We start from the raw sequence: 19,882 nt of genomic DNA, 5'->3' as shown, positions 1-19,882 counted from the left end.
GCTGTGTAGGCATGACGGACAACTTGAGCAAAGAACCCACGCCCGACGAGGCCGAAGACAACGCGTTCTTCCCGTCGCCGTATTCGCTGAGCGAGTACACCCAGCCCAAGACCGACTTCGACGGGGTGCAGCATGAGGGGGCGTACACCGGCGGCCGGTGGAAGGTGCTGGTGATCGCGACCGAGGAGCGTTACGTCCTGCTGAAGAACGGCAGGATGTTCTCCACCGGCAATCATCCCGTCGAGACGTTGCTTCCGCTGCACCATCTGATGGAGACCGGTTTCGAGGTCGACGTCGCGACGGTTACCGGCTATCCGGTCAAGCTCGAGCTGTGGGCGATGCCGCGCGAGGATGAAGCCGTGCTGGCCACCTACGAAGCGCTCAAGCCAAAGTTCAAGCAGCCCAAGAAGCTTTCCGAAGTGGTGGCTAGTGAGCTGGGTCCGGATTCCGACTACCTTGCCGTGTTCATTCCCGGCGGGCACGGCGCGATGGTCGGCCTGCCGGACAGTCCCGCCGTGGGCGAGGCCCTGGAATGGGCGCTGACGAACGACAGGTTCATCATCACGTTGTGTCATGGCCCGGCGGCACTGCTCGCGGCGGCGGCGGACAAAGCCGAATCGCCCTTCAAGGGCTACTCGGTGTGCGTGTTCCCCGACGCGCTGGACTCCGGTGCGAATATCGAAATGGGTTACTTGCCAGGCGAATTGACATGGCTCGTCGCAGAGCAGTTGCGCAAGCGGGGAGTGACCATCCTGAACGACGACATGACCGGCAAGACGTACCAGGACCGCAAACTGATCACCGGAGACAGTCCGCTGGCCGCGAACGAACTCGGTCGCATCGCCGCCGATGCGCTGCTGGAGGCGGCTGGTAGCTGAGAGTGTTGCGGCTAGAGTCCTAACGCATGTCAGAGGATTCAGCGCGCAACTTCGTTTCGCTGCCGGAAGGGTCGCAGGGCCCGCTGTCCGCACCCGCTGGGCGGCTGCTGATCACCGGCGTCGACGCCGCCGGCCGGTCGTGCGCGGCGCAGGATGGTCCGGTCACATTGGAGGGGTTCCCGGGTTTCGAGGGGATCTTGTTCTCCGTGCTCTACGCGACGGCGGCGGCACCCACTTTGTCGGACGGTGGCCGCAGCGCCGATACCCTGGACCTGGGGGTCCCGCCCGGCACCATCAACTGGAAGATCATCGATTACGGCCCCGGCGTGGCCTTTTCGATGCACCACACCGACACCGTGGACCTCGACCTGGTGCTGTCCGGTTCGGTCGAACTGCTCTTGGACGACGGCGCGCATCCCCTGGAAGCCGGTGACACCGCCGTCGTCACGGGCGTCGATCACGCCTGGCGCACCGGGCCCGATGGCTGCCGGCTCTCGGTCATGTCGGTCGGCGTCGCGGCGGAGACCAGCTCCACCGCCACATAGCCGGAGTGGTCCAGGACGAGCGGTCCGCGGCGGGGCCGGTCGCCTTTTGTACAGTACCGCCGACATTACAATCGTGGCTGCAACTGTATCGCGATGCGGAGGGGGGCGACGTGGCGGATTCACCGTCGAAGATGATCGATGCGCGGATTGCGGAACTGGGGGACTGGCGTGGCGAGATGCTGGCGCACATCCGGGCGCTGATCAAGCAGGCTGTCCCGGACGTCACCGAAGAATGGAAATGGCGGGGTGTCCCGGTGTGGTATCACGATGGAATGATCTGCACCGGCGAGACCTACAAGAACGCGGTCAAGGTGACCTTCGCCCAAGGTGCTGCGCTGCAGGACCCGTCCGGCATGTTCAACGCCAGCCTGGACGGAAACACCCGTCGCGCCATCGATTTCCACGAGGGTGACGCGATAGACGACAAAGCGCTGACGGCGCTCATCCGAGATGCCGTGGCGCACAACGTCTCGGAGAAGGCCGGAAGATGAGCGGTCAACCACGAGACATCCGGGAGTTGACGGGCGACGCCGACGCCTACCGGGACGAGCTCTATCGGCGCTGGACGGGCCTGTTGAGTTACCGGTACATCGGGCGCAACCACTCGTCGATGAACCTCGGCGAAGCCGACAACACGGTCACCATCCGCCGCGACATGCGCAACGAGGCCGGCGGCATCATGGTTGCCCCGCTGGCCATCTCATCGCCGGAGGGGTGCCAGACCGACATGGTGGCGGTGCCCAACCCGGTGATCGCCTCGGTGCAGATCATCGACCCGGGCTACGACGTCGCCCGGGTCGAGATCGTGGGTTCGGGCATCGTCCACCAGGGCCGCACGATGGGCTACGGCCGGTGCAAGATCGTCGACGCCGACAACCCGGGCCGGGTGATCGCCTTCAACGAAGGGCAGGGCGCGATCATCGGCATCCCGCCGGAAGGCCTTGACCGGATGGATGTTTCGGGCACCGAACTCGTGATCGAGGATTCGCCCGACCTGCCGCCGCTGTGGGCGGCTTTCGGGGCCGCCAAACGCGAGGACGGGCACTGGGTGCTGCCCGCGCTGAGCGCCGAATACGCCTCACCCGACGCGGCATTGCACATCGGGCCGCAACACGTCGTGCTGGAGACCGCCGCGACCGACCTCGCCGCCGCGGTCGCGGGTACGCGCCGGGTGCAGGTCATCAGCTGGCACGTGATGTTCATGTCCCGCGGCAAGGTGGGCCCGTTCCGGGTGGAGGGCTCGGCCTACCCCGGGGGACCCGCACGGGTCGGGGTGCGGATGCTGCTGCACGACGAGGGGAACGGGGACAAGGCCGTCACATCGGCAGCGGCGGTCTTTGACGTCGTGAACTGAACCGGGCGAGTGTGAACCGCACGACGCGACACGCCGGTGAGGCGTCGCGACATTCCCACTCGAACGCGTCAGACCGTGGTCAGCGCATCCGTTTTGGTTGAATCCTCGCTGGGCTTCGGCCACGGGGACGGCTTCGGGCGCTGCCGGACGCGTTGCGGCCACCAGAACCACTTGCCCAGCAGCGCGGCGATCGACGGCGTCATCAATGACCGCACGATCAGGGTGTCGAAGAGCAGACCCAAACCGATGGTCGTGCCGACCTGCCCGATCACGATCAACTCGCTGACGGCCATCGTCATCATCGTGAAGGCGAACACCAGACCCGCGGAGGTGACGACGGACCCGGTGCCGCCCATAGCCCGGATGATGCCGGTGTTGAGGCCGGCATGGATCTCCTCCTTGAACCGGGACACCAGCAACAGGTTGTAGTCCGCCCCGACCGCCAGCAGGATGATGACAGACATCGCAAGCACCATCCAGTGCAGCTCGATGCCTATCAAGTGTTGCCAAATGAGCACCGAAAGCCCGAAAGACGCACCCAGAGAGAGCAATACCGTGCCCACGATCACCGCCGAGGCCACCACACTGCGGGTCAGGATCAGCATGATGATGAAAATCAGGCACATGGAGGCGATTCCGGCGATCAGCAGGTCGTAGTTGCTGCCCTCCTGCATGTCCTTGAAGGTCGCCGCGGTGCCGCCGAGCAGAATCTTGGAGCCCTCCATGGGCGTGCCCTTGAGCGCCTCGTAAGTGGCCTTCTTGATCGCGTCGATGTGCGAAATGCCTTCTGCCGACATCGGATCACCGTCGTGGCTGATGATGAAGCGCACGGCGTGGCCGTCGGGGGAGATGAAGTTCTTCATGCCCTTCTTGAACTCAGGGTTGTCGAACGTCTCCGGAGGCAGGTAGAAGGAGTCGTCATTGCGGGACGCGTCGAACGCCCGGCCCATGGCCGAGGAGTCGCGCTGCGCCCGCTGTTGCTGTTCCAGCAGACCCTTCTGGGTCGAATACATGGTCAGCATCATCGTCTTCATGTTCTTCATGTTCGCGATCATCTCGGGCATCAGCGCAACCATCTTCGGCATCAGCGTGTCGAGGTGATCCATCACCGGCAGCAGGCTCTGGATGTCGTCGGTCATCGTGTCGACCCCGTCGAGGGCGTCGAACACCGACCGCAACGAGAAGCAGACCGGAATGTCGTAGCAGTGCTTCTCCCAGTAGAAGTACGAGCGGATCGGCCGGAAGAAGTCTTCGAAATCGGCCATATGGTCCCGTAATTCGGCGACGTCGATCGTCATCGCGTGCATCTTGCCGACCATCACGTGCATGTCCGCGGCCATCTGCGTGGTGATGCTCTGCATCTGCTCCATGCTGTTGATGGTCGTCTGCATCTCGTCGGACTGCTTGAGCATGTCCGCGATCTGGTCTTCCTGATACTTCTGCGTCATCTGCTGTGAGACGCCCTGCATGCTGATCTGGAACGGAATCGACGTGTGCTCGATCGGCTTGCCCTCGGGGCGCGTAATGGCTTGTACCCGACTGATTCCGGGCACCCGGAAGATCGCCTTCGCGATCTTGTCGATCACCAGGAAGTCCGCGGAGTTGCGCAGGTCGTGATCGCTTTCGATCATCAGCAACTCGGGGTTCATCCGCGCCTTGGAAAAGTGGCGGTCGGCGGCCGCGTAGCCGGCGTTGGCCGGCAGATCCGCGGGCAGATAGTTGCGGTCGTTGTAGTTGGTCCGGTATCCCGGCAGCGTCAACAGGCCGACCAGCGCGATGCCGATCGTCATGACCAGGATCGGGCCGGGCCAGCGCACGACGGCGGCGCCGATCTTGCGCCACCCGCGAATCCGCTGGGCGCGCTTGGGTTCCAGCGTCTGACGGAAACGCGTCGCCACCGCGATGACCGCGGGGCCGAGCGTCAGGGCCGCGAGCACCACCACGACCATGCCGATGGCCAGCGGGACGCCGAGGGTCTGGAAGTAGGGCAGGTTGGTGAAGTGCAGGCAGAAGGTGGCGCCGGCGATGGTCATGCCCGACCCGAGCACGACGTGCGCCGTGCCGTGGAACATGGTGTAGTACGCGTCTTCTCGCGACTCGCCGACCGCCCTGGCCTCCTGATATCGGCCGATGAGGAAGATCGCGTAGTCGGTCGCGGCCGCAATGGCCAACGTGACCAACAGGTTCGTGGCGAACGTGGAGAGTCCGATGATCTGGTGGTAGCCGAGGAAGGCGACCACGCCGCGGGCGGCAGCCAGTTCGAACACCACCATGCCCAGCGTGAGCAGCACCGTGACGATCGACCGGTAGACCATCAGCAGCATCGCGATGATCACCACGAAGGTCGCCGCCGTAATCAGTTGCAGGCTGCGGTCTCCGGCCAGGTGCTGGTCGGCTTCCAGGGCCGAGGGGCCGGTGACGTAGGTTTTGACGCCGTTGGGCGGCTTGGCGCTGTCGACGATGTGCTGAACGGCCTCGACCGAGTCGTTGGCCTTCGTCTCGCCCATGTTTCCGACGAGATAGACCTGCACGTAGGCGGCCTTGCCGTCGTTGCTCTGCGCGCCGGCGCCGGTGAGGGGGTCGCTCCAGAAGTCCTGGACGTGCTCGACGTGCTGCTTGTCGGCCTCGAGCTTGCGGACGATCTGGTCGTAGTACGCGTGCGCGTCGGCGCCGAGCGCGTTCTGGCCCTCCAGCACGATCATCACCGAGCTGTTGGACTTGTACTCCTTGAACACCTCGCCGACCCGCTTGGTCGCGATCACCGACTGCGCGTCGTCGGGACTCATCGAGACCGAGCGCATCTTGCCGACCTCGTCGAGCTGCGGCACCACCGTGTTCAGGACGGCGATCAGCGCGATCCAGCCGATGATGACGGGAACCGCGAATTTCCGCAGGAACCGCGGAATCGCCGGGCGCGCCGCGTGTCTGGGGATGGGAGCGGTGTCGGCCCGGCCGTCTTCGTGGTCCGGCCGTCTGTCTTCGAGGGTGGTGCTCATGCGGATTTCACCAGGCAGGAGGTCAGGGCGTGCACACCGTTGGAAATTTTCTCGTCCTTGACTTCGTCGTCGACCGTGATGCGGCAGCCGAGGTAATCGCCGTCGCTCTGCGCCGAGATGTTGGGGAACACTGAGGGGGCGGTGGTGCTCAGGACCAGAGTCCAGGGCAGCGGCGCGTCATCGAGCCGCCGCGGCTCAGCACTGAGATCCAGGTAGTTCACATTGGCGCTGGCCGCCGAGCCGAAGATCTCGTACTTGACCACCTTGGGCTTGAACGGCTTTGAGTCATCCACCTTCGGGCTGGTCAACGTGTCCGCGTTCTCCGCGGTGAAAAACGACTTGACCCGGTGCACGGTGAACCCGCCGATCGCTACGACGGCCACGATCAACAGCGGCAACCAGGCGTTACGCACTATCTTCGCCATCTGCTACGCGATCCCTTCCCGGCTGGGCGATCCGATCTGCTGACTCGAGTTGCGTTGCGCCGCAGGGGGTTCGAACGACAGACGTCTCGGCCGGGCTCCCAGCAGCGCAAAACGGCCCGACGTGAAGCGGGCGGAAGTCTCGATCAACCGAGGCATAGTCGAGTTCCGCCGCCGGACCATGGATACATAATCTGCACTTTTTGCAGATGATGCAAGTTTATGTGTTTCTGGTCACTTCGTTCACTTGGTGAAAATGCTGTTGACCAGTGCGGCGGCCCGCTCGACATAGGGCATCGGCGTGTCGTCGGCGTCCTCCGGCACGCCGCTGGACCAGCGCTCGATGCCCGAACGCACGGCCGTCAACGCCAGCGCGGAGATCAGCGCCGGTATCTCGTCGTCGGACGGCATGCCCTGGCGCTTGGCGACGATGTCGGTCAGCTGGCTCTGGAAGCGCTCCAGGTCGGCCAGGAATGCCGCCAGCACCGCAGGGGTGGTTTTGGCCAGGTCCAGCATGCATACGGCCTGCTCACGCTGGGGCGGCATGTCGCGCAGATGGTGGGCGGCCAGGGTGATCAGATCCGCCAGGACCACCGACAGTGGCGCGGGGCCGGCGGCGACGAACTCATCGGCCAACTCGGCGGGCAGGTCCGAGGGGCCGTAGGCGATGGCCGCTTCCTTGTTGGGGAAGTAGTTGAAGAACGTGCGGGTCGAGATGCCCGCCTGGACGCAGATCTCCTCGATGGTGACCTTGTCCCAACCGCGTGCTTGTGCCAGGCGCACGGCGGCTCCGCGGATGTCCGCGCTGGTCTGGCGGCGGCGACGCTCGCGCAGACCCATGTGATTCGCCATGTGCACATATTTGCACAAACTGCACACTTTGCACGCAAAACGAGGTGCAGGCCACCCGGGGTCAGCGTTTGCCCCAGTCCCATGGCGGCGTCGTCAGCAAACTCTGTCCGGTGATCCGGGTTTCGCCGAAATCCTTGTACAGCTCGATCTGCATCCCGTCGTCGAGCGCCTCCCGCAGTGAGTCGGAGTGGGTGACCACCACGACCTGAGTGTGCTCGGCCGCGACCCGGATCAGCGCAGCCAACGGACCGACGAGGCTCGGGTGCAGCGAGGTCTCCGGTTCGTTGAGCACCATCAGCGAAGGCCGCTGCGGGCTGAGCAACGCGGCGGCCCACAGCAGGAAACGCAATGTGCCGTCGGATAATTCGGCTGCGCGCAGCGGCCGCAGCATGCCGGGCTGCTGCAGTTGCAGATCGAACAGGCCGTTGTTGACCTCGACGGTGACGGTGGCCCCGTCGAAGGCGTCGGCGACGATCCGGCTCAGGTCGTCGAACCCTGCTTCGATGATCGTCTGGATCGCGGCGGCCAGATCCTTGCCGTCGTCGGAGAGCACTGGAGTGCGGGTGCCCACCTGCGGTAGCCGGGCCGGGGCGGCGGCGTCGACCCGGAAGCCGTCGTAGAACCGCCACCCCCGCAGGCGTTCACGCACGGCGGCGAGCTCTGGAAGTGCTTGCGGGTGCGCGTATTCGGTCAGCACGCTGCGGTAGGACGGCAGGGTCCGGCTCAGCTCGTCGAAGCCGGAATCGCCGCTGACTTCCGCGAAGTCGCGGGTGCGGCGAACCAGGGTGGTGGCACGTCGCAGCACGGGGCCGGCGAAGATCGCCTCGCGCTTGATCTCCGGATCGCGGGCGAAGGCCGAACGGTAGCCCGCCATCTGCGGGATGCCGAGATCGACGAGGTAGCCGAAATCATCTGCGGCGAAACCGAGTTCGAGCGACAACGGCCGGGTGCGGGCGGTGCCCTGAGTTATTCCCTGTTTGCGCGCTCCACCCAGCTGCTCCGGACCGGCCCACAGCACCGATTCCAGGCCGCCCTCGCGGGCCAGTGAGCCGATGACTTCGCCGCGCCCGCAATCGGCCAGCAGGCGCAGCGCGCGGTACACCGATGACTTACCGGTGCCGTTGGCTCCCGTGACGACGGACAGTCGGCCCAGGGGAAGCACGATGTCGCGCAGCGAGCGGTAGCCGCGCACGGCGATCGTCTGCAGCATGGAGGCGACTTTAGCGGCGGGGGGCGACAGGCGGTGAAACTAGCTGTGGGGCAACAAGATTGCTTTAGGGGGTATTTACGATAGTCGTTCCGACGCCACCGGGGCTGTAGCTGGTGTATATCGGTTGGAGATAGAAGGGCAGGAAACCGGTATTCATCAGGCCGGACGAAATGACCGTCGGGGTGTAGTCGTTCGTGTTGTACGAGTAGAGGAGGTTGGTATTGCCGGGTCCGCCATAGACCGTGATGTTCGTATTTGCTGGCAAGCTGCCAGCGCCACCGATCACCGACGAAGGCATAGTGCCCAGAACACCGCCGGAGTCGACGATTGAGGGCACGGCTATTGGAGTCCCGCCATTTACGGAAACGTACAACGTCGTGATCGGAGAGCCATTGAGCGGGAAGTTGACCGGACCCGGGTTCGGACCGAATTGCAACTTGCCGCCGGCCATGTCGATGAGTGCGCCCTGGCCGAGGTTGCCCGGCAGATATTGGTTCGGGATGCTGGGTCCCGGTCCCACCGCATTTGGGCCGAGGCCCCAGACCCCGTCCACGCCGGCGGTCGCGAAGTACGCGTCGAACGGGGTGACGAACGGGTTCTTCAGGAACTCGGTGAAGTAGGCCGATATCGCAAACGGCGATGTGGGAATCGAGAACAACACAACGTTGACCGCGGAGGGCGCGCTGACGAGGCCATTGCCGAAGTCCACCGAAGTCGGGTAGCTGGCAAAGAGGTAGGTCAGCCCGCCGCTGTAGCCGCTGATGTTGATCCCGTGCGGAATACCCAGCTTGAGCAGACCGGGCAGACCGCCGATGTCCTTGATCTGCATGACCAGTCCGGCGGATCCGGTATCGACCAGAATCGGTCCGCTGGTGTAGCCGTTGACGGAGAGGTTGACCACCGGTTCGGTGGTCTGGATGGTCGGCATGGAAATGGTCTTGCCGTCCCAGCCGGCCCCGCTGAAGCCTTGACCGCCCCAGATCATGCCGCCGTGGCCGCCGGTGCCGCCGTAGCCGAGGGGATAAGTAGCCCCTGTGCCTAGCCCGCCGGTGCCGCCGTTGCCTCCGGTACCCAGCAGATAGGCAACGCCTCCGGCGCCACCGGTCCCACCCGCGCCTGCGAGGTTCGCGCCACCAGTGCCGCCCCAGCCGCCGTTACCGAACAACCAGCCGCCATTGCCGCCGGCGCCGCCAGCCCCACCATTGGCACCCGTGCCGCCGGCCCCGCCATTACCGATGAACCCGGCCGAACCGCCCGCTCCGCCTGCCCCTGCGACCGTCTGCGAATACCCAGCCCCGCCGTTGCCCCACAGCAACCCGCCGGCCCCGCCGTTCGGCGATGCCGCAGTTCCGGCCGCCCCGTCACCGATCAGCGGACGTCCCAGCAGCAGTTGGGTGGGCAGATTGATCACGCCGAAGACCGGGTCCAGCACCGAGGCGGCCGTCGCCTCCGCAGAGGCGTACGACCCGGCGGAACTGCCCAGCAACAGGACGAACTGCTGCTGGAACGCGCTGAGCTGGGTGTTCAGCGCCTGATATTCCTGACCGAACCCGGCGAACAGTGCCGCGATCGCGGTCGAGACTTCGTCGGCGGCGGCCGCCGCAACCCCCGTGGTCGGCAGGGCGGCGGCCGCGTTGGCCGCGCTCAGCGCCGAGCCGATGTTCTCCAGATCCGCTGCCGCCGACGTGACCCAGTCAGGAGCCACGGCTAGAAACGACACGTCGCCCCCTAAGCGTCAGTCACCGGTGATGTGCGCCAAGCGTATCGAGTTCCCCGCCCGGCTTCCGGGCTTTCGGCACACCGGTTCGTCATCACATCGAATACTCACACGGATGGGTCGCCGCCGCAGCGCGAAGACAGTTCGCCCCGCAAGATGGCGGTGGTGGCTGTGCTCGGTCGGGAAACCGCGACCGCAGCGGCAATCTCGGCGACCCGGCCGCCGTCGTCCCAGCGCGAATGAGGCTAGAGCGCCGCGAGGATCGCCTCTACCCGGTCGCGCGCATCGCCGAACAGCATCGCGCTGTTCTCCCGGAAGAACAGCGGGTTCTGCACGCCGGCGTAGCCCGAGGCCATCGACCGCTTGAACACGATCACGTTGTCGGCGTCCCAGACGGTCAGAACCGGCATACCGGCGATCGGGCTGCTCGGGTCTTCCGCGGCGGCCGGGTTGACGGTGTCGTTGGCGCCGATGACCAGGACGACCGCGGTGTCGGAGAAGTCGTCGTTGATCTCGTCCATCTCCAGCACGATGTCGTAGGGCACCTTGGCCTCGGCCAGTAGCACGTTCATGTGGCCGGGCAGGCGTCCCGCGACCGGGTGGATGCCGAACCGGACGTTGACGCCACGAGCGCGCAGTTTGCGGGTCAGATCGGCCACGGCGTTCTGGGCCTGGGCGACAGCCATCCCGTATCCGGGGGTGATGATCACTGAATCGGCCGAAGTCAGCAGCTCCGCAGCTCCCTCGGCAGTGATCTCCCGATGCTCGCCGTAATCCTTGTCCTCGGCCGGACCTGCCTCGATGCCGAATCCTCCGGCGATCACGGAGATGAACGAGCGGTTCATCGCCTTACACATGATGTAGGACAGGTACGCACCGGAGGACCCGACCAGGGCGCCGGTGATGATCAGCAGGTCGTTGCTCAGCAGGAAGCCGGACGCGGCGGCCGCCCATCCCGAGTAGCTGTTCAGCATCGACACCACGACGGGCATGTCCCCGCCGCCGATGGACGCGACCAGATGCCAGCCCAGCAGCAGCGCGAGCGCGGTCACCGCGGCGAGCAGCCAGATCGTCGGGTTGATCACAAACCACACCGTGAGGGCGCCGAACAGCACGAGCGCGCCGACGTTGAGGAAGTTCTTGCCGGGAAGCATCATCGGCGCCGACTTGATCCGCGCCGAGAGCTTGAGGTTTGCCACGATCGAGCCGGTGAACGTCACGGCGCCGATGAAGACGCCGATGACGACCTCGGCCGAGTGGATGCCACCCAGGCCTTCCGCCCGCAGGGTGGCGGCCTCGGCGCCACCGGGGTTGTGCTCGACGAACAGGTAGCCGTTCCAGCCGACCAGCACGGCGGCCAGGCCGACGAACGAGTGCAGCAGCGCGATCAGCTCGGGCATGCCGGTCATCTCGACCACCCGGGCACGCCACAGGCCGATCGCAGCGCCGACGGCCACGGCACCGGCCAGCAGGGCCACGCCCAGCGACTCGATGTGCCCGTTGATCGCCAGCGCGATGGTCGCGGCCAGCGCTACGGCCATGCCGAAGATGCCGAAAGTGTTTCCGGCGCGCGACGTTTCGTGCTTGGACAGCCCGGCCAGCGCCAGGATGAACAGCAGGGCCGCGACGACGTATGCCGCTTTGGCGGCGGTTTCTATCGTGAACAAGGGATGATCCTCCGATTGGGTGCGCAGGCTCAGCTGCGGGAGAACATGGCCAGCATGCGTCGCGTCACCGCGAAGCCGCCGAAGATGTTGATGCTGGCCAGCAGGATCGCCGCACAGGACACCACGGTGATCGGGAGGTTCTCTTTTCCGATCTGCAGCAGGGCGCCGAGCACGATGATTCCGGAGATCGCATTCGTCACCGACATCAGCGGGGTGTGCAGGGCGTGATGGACGTGGCCAATCACGTAGTAGCCGATCACGATGGCCAGCGCGAACACCGTCAGGTGCACCTGCAGGGCGGCCGGTGAGATCGCGATCAGGCCGAACAGCACCGCGGCGGCGATCAGAGTCGTCGTCAGCCGTCGCTTGTTGGACATCGGCTGCTTGGCGTGCGACTCCTTGGCTGGCGCCGCGGCCGCCGGGACGGCGGGTGCTGCCGAGACCTGCACCGGCGGCGGGGGCCAGGTGGATTCGCCGTCGCGGACCACGGTGATGGAGCGCTGGACCACGTCGTCGAAGTTCAGGACCAGCTGTCCGTCCTTCTCGGGGGTCATCAGCTTCAGCAGATTGACCAGGTTGGTGCCGTAGAGCTGGGAGGACTGAGCGGGTAGCCGTCCGGCCAGGTCGGTGTAGCCGATGATGGTGACGTCGTTGTCTGTCACGACGAGCTGGTCCTTGACCGTTCCCTCGACGTTGCCGCCGTTTGAGGCGGCCATGTCGACGATCACGCTGCCCGGGGTCATGGCCGCCACCATGTCCCCCGTGATGATCCGCGGCGCCGGTTTGCCGGGGATCAGTGCGGTGGTGATGATGATGTCGACGTCCTGGCACTGCTCGGCGTAGAGCTGCGCCTCGCGGGCCTTGTAGTCCTCGCTCATCTCCTTGGCGTAGCCGGTGGCGGATACCTCGGCTTCGCTGTCGTCAACCGAAATATATTCGCCGCCAAGCGATTTCACCTGATCGGCGACCTCCGGCCGCGGGTCGGTGGCGCGCACGATGGCGCCCAGGCTGCCGGCCGCCCCGATCGCGGACAGGCCGGCCACCCCCGCGCCCACCACGAGGACCTTGGCCGGCGGCACTTTGCCGGCCGCCGTCACCTGGCCGGTGAAGAACCGACCGAAGGCGTGCGCCGCCTCGATGACCGCACGGTACCCGGCGATGTTGGCCATCGACGACAGCACGTCCAGCGACTGCGCCCGTGAGATGCGGGGCACCGCATCCATGGCCAGCACGGTGATCTTGCGGGTAGTCAGTTTCTCGACGAGCTCGGGGTGCAGGCCGGGGGAGATGAGGCTGACCAGGGTCGCGCCGTCGCGCAGGGCCGCGATCTCGTCGTCGTTCGGGGCGTTCACCTTCAAGACGATGTCCGCGGTCCATGCCTGCTCAGACGTCCCGATGTCGGCGCCGGCCTCGACGTAGGCGCTGTCCAGGAAGCTCGCGGCGGCGCCCGCTTCGGATTCGACGACCACCGAGTAGCCGAGCTTGGTGAGTTGCCCGACGGTCTGCGGCGTGGCGGCAACACGCGTCTCACCAGAGAGAGACTCGCGCGGTATTCCGATGATCACTTGCTTGAAGTCCGTTCGGTCGGTCGAGCGCCAAGGGGTGCGCGTCTGCGTTCACAAATCGCCGCAAAGCCTACGGCACCGGTCGCCAAACCTAAGAAAACGGCTAGACCGAACGGGCTGTTCGGCGCTGCGGTTAGCCTTGCACGACCTGGTTCCGACGTCGGGGGAGAGTGGTGTCAGCGATACCTGTGATCGCGCTCACCGGTCATCTCGGGGCCGGCAAAACGACCCTGCTGAATCATTTGCTGCGCAGCCCGGGTACGCGGATCGGGGTAGTGGTCAACGACTTCGGCGAACTCAATGTCGACGCCGCGCTGGTGGCCGGCCAAGTCGACGAGCCCGCCTCGATCGCCGGCGGCTGCATCTGCTGCCTGCCCGACGACGGTGGGCTCGACGACGCGCTCGCCAAGCTAGCCGATCCGGCCCGTCGGCTGGACGCCATCATCGTGGAGGCCAGCGGGCTGGCCGATCCGGTGTCGATTGCGCGGATCATCGGCTTCAGCAAGTTGTCCGGGGTCCGAAGCGGCGGCTTGGTCGATGTCGTCGACGCTGTCAACCACTTTGACACCGTCGACCGCAGCGAACTGCCGCCGGTGCGCTACGGCGTGGCATCACTGGTGGTGGTCAACAAGCTCGACCAGGTGCCTGAAGAGCAGCGGCCTGCGGTGCTGCAACGCGTCAGGGAACGTGTGGCGCAACGAAACCCACGGGTTCAGGTGGTGGGCACTACAGGTGGCCGGGTCGACCCCACATTGCTGTTCGACCCGCTGGAATCGCAGGAGGAGACGGGGCAACTGTCGTTTCGGGAGTTGTTGCTCGACGCCGAGCACACCCACGACCACGTGCACGCCGACGCCGTCACCGTCACCAGCAGCGGGTGCGTCGACCTCGATGCGCTGTTTGACCTGGTCGAACAGCCGCCGGACGGGGTATTCCGGCTCAAGGGTGTGGTGGGGGTGCGGCACGGGCGGTCGACCCGTACCTATGTCCTCAACCTCGTCGGTAGCGCCATCCACATCGCGAAGGCACCGCCGCGGGCCGTCGGTAACTCTCTGGTGGCGATCGGCATGCATCTCGACGTCGCCGCGGTGCGCGCCGAACTGGTCCGAGCGTTAGACCCTGTCACCGCTGCGGCGTCGGCGGCGGCCCTGCGGCGGCTGCAGCGATACCGCCAGCTCAGCTGTTGAGCCTGGCCGGGTGGCGATCGGGCAAGATACGGGGCGATGTCATCCTCTCTCGGCGACGTGCTTGCCACCATGGAGCTGGCCCGCGTCGAGCCGTGGCTCTTCACCGGCCGGCAGCTGCCCGCTCCGCACAACCACATCCTCGGTGGGCATATCTCGGCTCAGGCCTTGTTGGCGGCGTCCTACACCGCGCCTGGCCGCGCGCCGCACAGTGTGCACACGTATTTCCTGCGCTCCGGTGACGCCAGCCGCACGGTCGACTTCGAGGTGGTGAATCTGCAAGAGGGACGGACGTTCTCGGCGCGCCGGGTGACCGCACGCCAAGACGACAAGATTCTGATGGAGGCGATGTCGTCGTTCAAGGTCGCCGACCCGGCGTCTGCTGCGGTCGTCTATCAGCCGCCGATGCCGGCGGCACCCGAGCCGGAGACGTTGCCCTGGGTAGCGCCGCACCTCGCCGAGTCCGACCCGAACTCGCAGGGCCGGTACGCAAGCCTGCGCTGGTTCGAGCGGCGCGTCATCGACAGTGAGAATCTGCCGCCGGCGCGGTCGGCGATGTGGTGGCGACCGGATGGCGAGGTTCCCGACGATCCGGTGCTGACTGCCAGCCTGGTGGCCTACCTCTCCGCGGTGACACTGACCGAGCCGGCGTTCGCCGCATACGGAGGAGTCGGCGAGTCGTCGCAGCGCGACCATTCCGTCTGGTTCCACTCGCCCGCGGTGTTGTCGGAATGGCTGTTCCTGCAACGGTCTTCGCCGAGTAGCGCCGACTCGCTCGCGCTGGCGAACGGGACGATGTTCAACCGCAACGGCGAGTTGGTGTGCACGGTGCGACAAGAGATGTACTTCCCGGCACGGCGGGAATAGCGAAGCGGAGCCGGCTCAGCCCGCGGTGTGCACGGCTATGTGCTTCTCGCCCGCCGCTGCCTGTTCAGGAATACCCACCGAGACGGTCAGGATGCCCTTGTCGTAGGTGGCATTGATGTCGTCCTCGTCTGCTCCTGGCGGCAGGGTGACCGAGCGGGCGAATGAGCTGTAGGAGAACTCTGATCTGCCTTTGCTTTCTTTGCGCTCGGTGCGCTCCGCCTTGATCGTCAACCGACCGTCACGAACCGTGATGTCGACGTCCTTGTCCGGATCGATGCCGGGGATTTCAGCGCGCAGCGTGTAGCGGCCGTCTTCCATGTCGTCCTCGAGCTTGATCAGGTTGCCAGGATGCAAAGCGGTCAGTGACGAGGGGAAACCGGTGAGTAGGCCGGACCAGAAATCCGGGAGCCACCCTCGAGACTGCTGGCGGACGGGGAGATCAGTCATGATGTCCCTCCTTTGGTTAACAGGGCTTGCCGTTCCGATTCTCAAGCTCGCTGGGTCGAAGCAATAGAGACCGAAGTCCCTTTCGCGGGAGGATATTTCTCGCGCGGAAGCCAGCCGTCCGACCCTGGGCGCCAACAACTTTCGTTTTTCGGCGCACTGCCTTCGTTGGCCGGCTCAAGGGCGGCCGGCGGGTTGATCCGCAGCTGCAGGCGCGCTCAGGCCAGCGCAGATGAGATCGATGCTCGATCAGTGAGCGGTGAGCGCCTTGGGGGAGCAGATTGCTTTCACGAAGTGCGCAATTTCGTGCTCGGGCAGATGGCGGGCGATGTCGGCTTCGCTGATGATGCCCACCAAGCGGTGATCTTCGATTACGGGCAGGCGGCGCACCTGGTGCTCTTCCATCATGTTCAACATTTCTTGAATATCGGCCTCGCCACTGACATGGTAGGCGCTGCCTTGCGCGAGTTCGCCGACAGTCGCGGTCGACGGATCCGCACCGGCTGCAAGACATTTGACGACGATGTCACGATCGGTGATCATTCCGTGCAGCCGGTCGTCATCTCCGCAGATCGGCAGTGCGCCGACACCTAAGTCCCGCATGTGTTGAGCTGCAGCGGTAAGGGTTTCGTGCTCGCCTACACAGGCGGCACCGGCATGCATGATGTCGCGAGCGGTGGTCATGATTGTTCTACTCCTGTTGCGATGAATAATTGCGCCTTCAAAGGTAGGCCGATTGCGGCCGGGCCTTCTAGGGTCGTTGGGCCCTAGGTGGGTGTCGGCGCGACGGGTCAGGACAGAATCGCCACTTCAGCATGCAGGTGCTTGATCTCATTTGTGAAGCGAGTCAATTCTTCTCGGGTGAGCCCGTCGCCGGCAAGGACAAGTTCGACTCGGGGTACTGTGCCCGCCGCGCTCACCCTCACGTCCTCGACCCGGCGGAACCCCTGGGCGACCGCGACGACTTTGTTGGCGGTCTCGGTGAAGTCAGCTGTGTCGTATCGCGACGCCCTGAGCACTCTGCCTTCGATATGTGAACGACCGAGCAGGGCCGGCCATTTCAGGATCTCAGCCCCTGCGGCGAGGAACTCGGCGCACCACACTTCGCCAACCCGACCAGACCAGCCGGGCAGCGCAGGGTCGGAGGGCGAATTATCCAGTGCGACAATAATCAGGGGCCCGAGCACTTCGCCGAATACTGCGGCGTACGGGGAGTCGCGATCTGAGTTCTCCGGAGTCGCGATCCATGGCTCGAAGACGCTCGCCAAATCCTGCTTCCCGCTGCGTTGTGACGCAAGGTGTTGCCCCACCGCCAGTGGCGCCACCGGTCGGCTCACAACACCGGCACGCTCGAGGGTCTTGATGCCTTCTTCTGAATTACGCCGCGCTTCCACCTCGCGGAGGTCGAGTTGGCATGACGCCACTCGCCGATAGTCGGACGCCATCTGCTCCAGGAAGAGCTGTGCGGTCATCTCCGGGTTCGCGCGCTCTTCAGTCAGCGCACCCGACGGCAGCAGCGGACGAGAGAAACGGTCGACGCGGTCGAGCTGGCCATCCCAGGCCAGCGAGGCGGCCGAGACCACGCGGACCATCTCCGACTCCTGCGGGTCGCGCGTTGACGGGAGGTGTTTGACGATGCCGGCGCGCAATCTGCGCACCTCGTCCTGCAGTGTCCGCGGCGGGTCTTCCGGCGTCATTCAGAGTCCCAGGATCGTTGAAATCGCGGCAGCCAGGTCAGGCAGACCGGCCCTGAGAAAGTCGAGCTGATCCTCCTCGCGTTGATCTGCCTTGTCGGCCAACGCATCTGATGCGACACGCAAGACAAGCACGCGCTCACACAAGCCCAGCGCGCGCATCGTGGAAGCGATACCGAAGGACTCCATGTCGACGAGTATGGGCTTGGCCGTCAGTTGCGAGTGGAGCGCAAGCGCCAGCGAGTAGGTCCAATTCTCCTTGGCGTAGACGGGACTGTCCGAGGGCGAATTCAATGGCGCCGGTGCGACACCCGGAGAAATCTTGATCACTTTGTCGGTGGCGAGCACGTGGGCGTCGGGAACGTCCAACCCCCATACGGACCCGGGAGCGCCCGCTGCCCCTGCCCGCAACTCGATGGCCTCAAGCGGGGCTTGCTCGCTGGGTTGCGTACGCACAATCCATTTGTTCTGCAACTGCACGACTTCACCCTCGGCCGAAGCGGCCACCACTCCCAACGACAGATAGGACACCTTCTCTGCGCGGAATACCTTGCCGACCAGCCTGCGGTCGAGGGTTCCGCAGCAGCCGTAGAAGACGTAGTAGTCGGCCCGATTCTCCCGGGTCGATCGGCTGAGAGCGGCCGCAGCAACGACATTCCCCTGGGCGCTCAAGGCATGGTGCTCGAGCCGGGCGGACCTGCCGTCAGAAAGGCGGCCCTCCACCGCTTCATCGCCCGGTCCGGCCTGCGCCCATATGGAGGTCCCGAACGTCGGCAGGTCGACGCAGAGGCGCGCCAGCAACTCCGTCACCGCCGTCGCTTCGTTCTTGGTGAAGGTGAATAGCGCCACCGTCACATCCGCCACGGCGTCATCGTAAACCCGCGCGAATAGCTGTTTGCTGGTGAACTCCGGGGTCTAACCTGGAATCCGGAGTGACTTCCGACAGGTCAGAAAAGAGGGCAGTCGAATTGTCCGTTCCACTGAGGTCTGCATCGGCTGCCTTTCTCGCCACATGTGCGCTGGCCGTCGCGCCGCTTGCGCATGGCGACATCGTCCGGATTCCCGTGCCCGAATTGCCTTGTGATCTGCCGGTCTCCACTGGCTTGATCATCTGGCAGCACGGTCCCGGCGTGCCGGATCGCGCGATATTCGCCAACCCAGCAGACATCTATAACTGCCGGCCGACGCTCGATACCTGGCGTGCGGGCCAGCCGACCGGACCCGGTTACTGTTCCAAGATCGCTTGGTCGGCCGACAATCCCGGCTATATCCCAGGCGTCACGCCGGCCGCTCCGTTGAAGAAGGTCATCGATCAGGTGGGCGACTGCTCCTAGCTGGAAGTGATCGTCCCGAGCAACGTGAAGAATGTGCGGGACGGGTCATCTGGACCCGGGCTGCCCGTGGGTGTGTCGCGCGTCATCGGGTGGCTGAAGCTTCCTGCAGTTGAGGGATCGTTCACCTGTACCCAGTCCGTCACTATCTGCCGCTCGGCGATTTTCCAAACACCGAGCCGCTTTTCGTACTTGTCCAGATAGCGGCCGCCGATCACCACGTCGGAATTCCCGGCGCCGGTACTGACGGTATGCGTAGCGATGCTGTAGATCTCGCCCTCCGCGTAGCTTCCGTTGACCGCGAAGTTCCTCGTGGTGACGTGATGCTGCATTGTGCGAATGAATCTGCGGGAGTCCGCGAGTGTCTGAATGAAGTCGGCCACCGGACCGGATGAGAAGGCGCCGTGCTCATCTTGAGCATTGTCGTGATAGAGACTGCGCAGCGTCTCGAGATCGCCCCGGTCCACCGCGCGGCAGTACGCGTGAACAAGCTTGTTCAGCGCGTGCTCGTCCAGGATCGCGGCAAGGGCATCTTCGGGTGACGACATGCGTCGACGGTAGCCGATAACGATGCGCGGCCGAATACTGCAGCGCCGCAGAGCAATTGCGTCACAGTGACGAATGGCGCCAGTCAGCCCCGGGACGTCCAGGGTTCGTCGAATCGACCGGCAGGGCTCGGCTGACTCCAGGCGGGCGAGTTAGACCCCCGGGGCAGTAGTGCATTCCGCTGCCGAATGTTTGCATGGCGGGGCGTCGACTTGGCGGATAGCGAGCCGATCGGGATCGTCGTAGACGGTGGGATCATGGTCAGCGGCCCCGCGTCATCGATGTTTGATTCGGGTGGCTTCCTGCAAGTGCTTGGTCACTCGGAAACCGAATCGCGCTGCGCCACCAGATAATTCGTCACAGTGACGTATTGGTGGATCATCGGTGGTGCTTCGCGGTGATGGCTGAGTGGGTCGGCGCTTGAGTGGGTCCGCGTGAGTGCTCGCGTCCGGTGCTCGCGTCCGCGTGGGCGTTTGGCCGCGCCTTCGGGGATGGTCTTGCTCAAGCTGCTCGCATGCCTGGTATTGGGCGAACGGGCCTGGTCAGCGGCTCGGCGCCCACGGCCACTCGATAACTCCAGGTCCCCGTTTTGCCGATAAGCGACATTATG

The 19,882-nt window shown here is 65.1% G+C and carries 19 protein-coding genes; 7 read left to right on the top strand and 12 right to left on the bottom strand.

The genetic code is table 11. From position 1 onward, the window contains the following. The first annotated feature begins 11 nt into the window (after positions 1 to 11). The 4 genes from hchA to AO501_RS05245 all read left to right on the top strand — a co-directional run bounded on the left by hchA (position 12) and on the right by AO501_RS05245 (position 2,777). Positions 12 to 878, top strand: coding sequence for a glyoxalase III HchA (gene hchA / locus AO501_RS05260; protein ID WP_055576705.1), 867 nt, complete (start codon positions 12 to 14; stop codon positions 876 to 878). Between the two features lie 26 nt (positions 879 to 904). Continuing rightward, a complete protein-coding gene (locus AO501_RS05255; RefSeq protein WP_231752344.1) occupies positions 905 to 1,423 on the top strand; it encodes a cupin domain-containing protein in 519 nt (172 codons plus the stop codon). A gap of 131 nt (positions 1,424 to 1,554) precedes the next feature. Continuing rightward, the gene (locus AO501_RS05250; protein ID WP_055576728.1) at positions 1,555 to 1,914 is read left to right on the top strand and encodes a DUF1801 domain-containing protein; all 360 of its coding nucleotides are present in this window, start codon (positions 1,555 to 1,557) and stop codon (positions 1,912 to 1,914) included. After that, positions 1,911 to 2,777, top strand: a complete 867-nt coding sequence (locus AO501_RS05245; RefSeq protein ID WP_055576704.1) for a hypothetical protein — start codon at positions 1,911 to 1,913, stop codon at positions 2,775 to 2,777. Before AO501_RS05250 ends, AO501_RS05245 begins: the two co-directional genes overlap by 4 nt. Before the next feature lie 68 nt (positions 2,778 to 2,845). Here AO501_RS05245 and AO501_RS05240 read toward each other — a convergent pair whose 3' ends face one another. From AO501_RS05240 to AO501_RS05210, 7 genes are all read right to left on the bottom strand, one after another. Continuing rightward, complete coding sequence (locus tag AO501_RS05240; RefSeq protein WP_055576703.1) at positions 2,846 to 5,773, bottom strand: RND family transporter; 2,928 nt, start codon at positions 5,771 to 5,773, stop codon at positions 2,846 to 2,848. Next, positions 5,770 to 6,198 carry an MmpS family transport accessory protein gene (locus AO501_RS05235; protein ID WP_055576702.1) on the bottom strand — a complete coding sequence of 143 codons (429 nt, stop codon included), beginning with the start codon at positions 6,196 to 6,198 and terminating at the stop codon, positions 5,770 to 5,772. Before AO501_RS05235 ends, AO501_RS05240 begins: the two co-directional genes overlap by 4 nt. A gap of 240 nt (positions 6,199 to 6,438) precedes the next feature. Continuing rightward, positions 6,439 to 7,047, bottom strand: coding sequence for a TetR family transcriptional regulator (locus AO501_RS05230; RefSeq protein ID WP_055576701.1), 609 nt, complete (start codon positions 7,045 to 7,047; stop codon positions 6,439 to 6,441). A 61-nt stretch (positions 7,048 to 7,108) separates the two neighbouring features. Continuing rightward, positions 7,109 to 8,257 (bottom strand): AAA family ATPase, encoded by a 1,149-nt coding sequence (locus AO501_RS05225; RefSeq protein ID WP_055576700.1) that lies wholly within the window; start codon positions 8,255 to 8,257, stop codon positions 7,109 to 7,111. 64 nt (positions 8,258 to 8,321) lie between these two features. Next, positions 8,322 to 9,977, bottom strand: coding sequence for a PecA family PE domain-processing aspartic protease (locus tag AO501_RS05220; protein ID WP_055576699.1), 1,656 nt, complete (start codon positions 9,975 to 9,977; stop codon positions 8,322 to 8,324). Positions 9,978 to 10,219: 242 nt separating this feature from the next. Beyond that, a complete protein-coding gene (gene pntB / locus AO501_RS05215) occupies positions 10,220 to 11,641 on the bottom strand; it encodes a Re/Si-specific NAD(P)(+) transhydrogenase subunit beta (protein ID WP_055576698.1) in 1,422 nt (473 codons plus the stop codon). Between the two features lie 29 nt (positions 11,642 to 11,670). Next, on the bottom strand, positions 11,671 to 13,206 hold the full coding sequence (locus tag AO501_RS05210; protein ID WP_055576697.1) for a Re/Si-specific NAD(P)(+) transhydrogenase subunit alpha: 1,536 nt from the start codon (positions 13,204 to 13,206) through the stop codon (positions 11,671 to 11,673). 173 nt (positions 13,207 to 13,379) lie between these two features. Here AO501_RS05210 and AO501_RS05205 point away from each other — a divergent pair, with 173 nt between their 5' ends. After that, on the top strand, positions 13,380 to 14,393 hold the full coding sequence (locus AO501_RS05205) for a CobW family GTP-binding protein (protein WP_055576727.1): 1,014 nt from the start codon (positions 13,380 to 13,382) through the stop codon (positions 14,391 to 14,393). A gap of 36 nt (positions 14,394 to 14,429) precedes the next feature. Next, positions 14,430 to 15,257, top strand: a complete 828-nt coding sequence (locus tag AO501_RS05200) for an acyl-CoA thioesterase (RefSeq protein ID WP_055576696.1) — start codon at positions 14,430 to 14,432, stop codon at positions 15,255 to 15,257. Positions 15,258 to 15,272: 15 nt separating this feature from the next. Here AO501_RS05200 and AO501_RS05195 read toward each other — a convergent pair whose 3' ends face one another. From AO501_RS05195 to AO501_RS05180, 4 genes are all read right to left on the bottom strand, one after another. Next, a complete protein-coding gene (locus AO501_RS05195; RefSeq protein WP_411580345.1) occupies positions 15,273 to 15,707 on the bottom strand; it encodes an Hsp20/alpha crystallin family protein in 435 nt (144 codons plus the stop codon). A gap of 243 nt (positions 15,708 to 15,950) precedes the next feature. Then, entirely contained in the window at positions 15,951 to 16,385 is a 435-nt protein-coding gene (locus AO501_RS05190) for a CBS domain-containing protein (protein WP_055576694.1), read from the bottom strand. 107 nt (positions 16,386 to 16,492) lie between these two features. Then, positions 16,493 to 17,398, bottom strand: coding sequence for a hypothetical protein (locus tag AO501_RS05185; RefSeq protein ID WP_055576693.1), 906 nt, complete (start codon positions 17,396 to 17,398; stop codon positions 16,493 to 16,495). Next, positions 17,399 to 18,259 (bottom strand): hypothetical protein, encoded by an 861-nt coding sequence (locus AO501_RS05180; RefSeq protein ID WP_055576692.1) that lies wholly within the window; start codon positions 18,257 to 18,259, stop codon positions 17,399 to 17,401. Between the two features lie 104 nt (positions 18,260 to 18,363). Between AO501_RS05180 and AO501_RS05175 the strand changes: the two genes are divergently transcribed. Further along, positions 18,364 to 18,729, top strand: coding sequence for a hypothetical protein (locus AO501_RS05175; RefSeq protein ID WP_156452313.1), 366 nt, complete (start codon positions 18,364 to 18,366; stop codon positions 18,727 to 18,729). Here the strand turns inward: AO501_RS05175 and AO501_RS05170 are convergent. Continuing rightward, on the bottom strand, positions 18,726 to 19,274 hold the full coding sequence (locus AO501_RS05170) for a nuclear transport factor 2 family protein (RefSeq protein WP_055576690.1): 549 nt from the start codon (positions 19,272 to 19,274) through the stop codon (positions 18,726 to 18,728). The two genes, AO501_RS05175 and AO501_RS05170, sit on opposite strands and share 4 nt — an antisense overlap. Positions 19,275 to 19,882 lie beyond the last annotated feature (608 nt).

This window comes from Mycobacterium gordonae (assembly GCF_001417955.2).
Lineage (GTDB): Bacteria > Actinomycetota > Actinomycetes > Mycobacteriales > Mycobacteriaceae > Mycobacterium > Mycobacterium gordonae_B.
The sequence above is the reverse complement of the archived record's forward strand: the minus strand, read 5'-3'. Positions and strand labels throughout refer to the sequence as shown.

Coding starts and splice junctions, on each gene's coding strand:
- hchA (WP_055576705.1), top strand. CDS start 12: ATGACGGACAACTTGAGCAAAGAACCCACGCCCGACGAGGCCGAAGAC.
- AO501_RS05255 (WP_231752344.1), top strand. CDS start 905: ATGTCAGAGGATTCAGCGCGCAACTTCGTTTCGCTGCCGGAAGGGTCG.
- AO501_RS05250 (WP_055576728.1), top strand. CDS start 1,555: ATGATCGATGCGCGGATTGCGGAACTGGGGGACTGGCGTGGCGAGATG.
- AO501_RS05245 (WP_055576704.1), top strand. CDS start 1,911: ATGAGCGGTCAACCACGAGACATCCGGGAGTTGACGGGCGACGCCGAC.
- AO501_RS05240 (WP_055576703.1), bottom strand. CDS start 5,773: ATGAGCACCACCCTCGAAGACAGACGGCCGGACCACGAAGACGGCCGG.
- AO501_RS05235 (WP_055576702.1), bottom strand. CDS start 6,198: ATGGCGAAGATAGTGCGTAACGCCTGGTTGCCGCTGTTGATCGTGGCC.
- AO501_RS05230 (WP_055576701.1), bottom strand. CDS start 7,047: ATGGCGAATCACATGGGTCTGCGCGAGCGTCGCCGCCGCCAGACCAGC.
- AO501_RS05225 (WP_055576700.1), bottom strand. CDS start 8,257: ATGCTGCAGACGATCGCCGTGCGCGGCTACCGCTCGCTGCGCGACATC.
- AO501_RS05200 (WP_055576696.1), top strand. CDS start 14,430: ATGTCATCCTCTCTCGGCGACGTGCTTGCCACCATGGAGCTGGCCCGC.
- AO501_RS05190 (WP_055576694.1), bottom strand. CDS start 16,385: ATGACCACCGCTCGCGACATCATGCATGCCGGTGCCGCCTGTGTAGGC.
- AO501_RS05185 (WP_055576693.1), bottom strand. CDS start 17,398: ATGACGCCGGAAGACCCGCCGCGGACACTGCAGGACGAGGTGCGCAGA.
- AO501_RS05170 (WP_055576690.1), bottom strand. CDS start 19,274: ATGTCGTCACCCGAAGATGCCCTTGCCGCGATCCTGGACGAGCACGCG.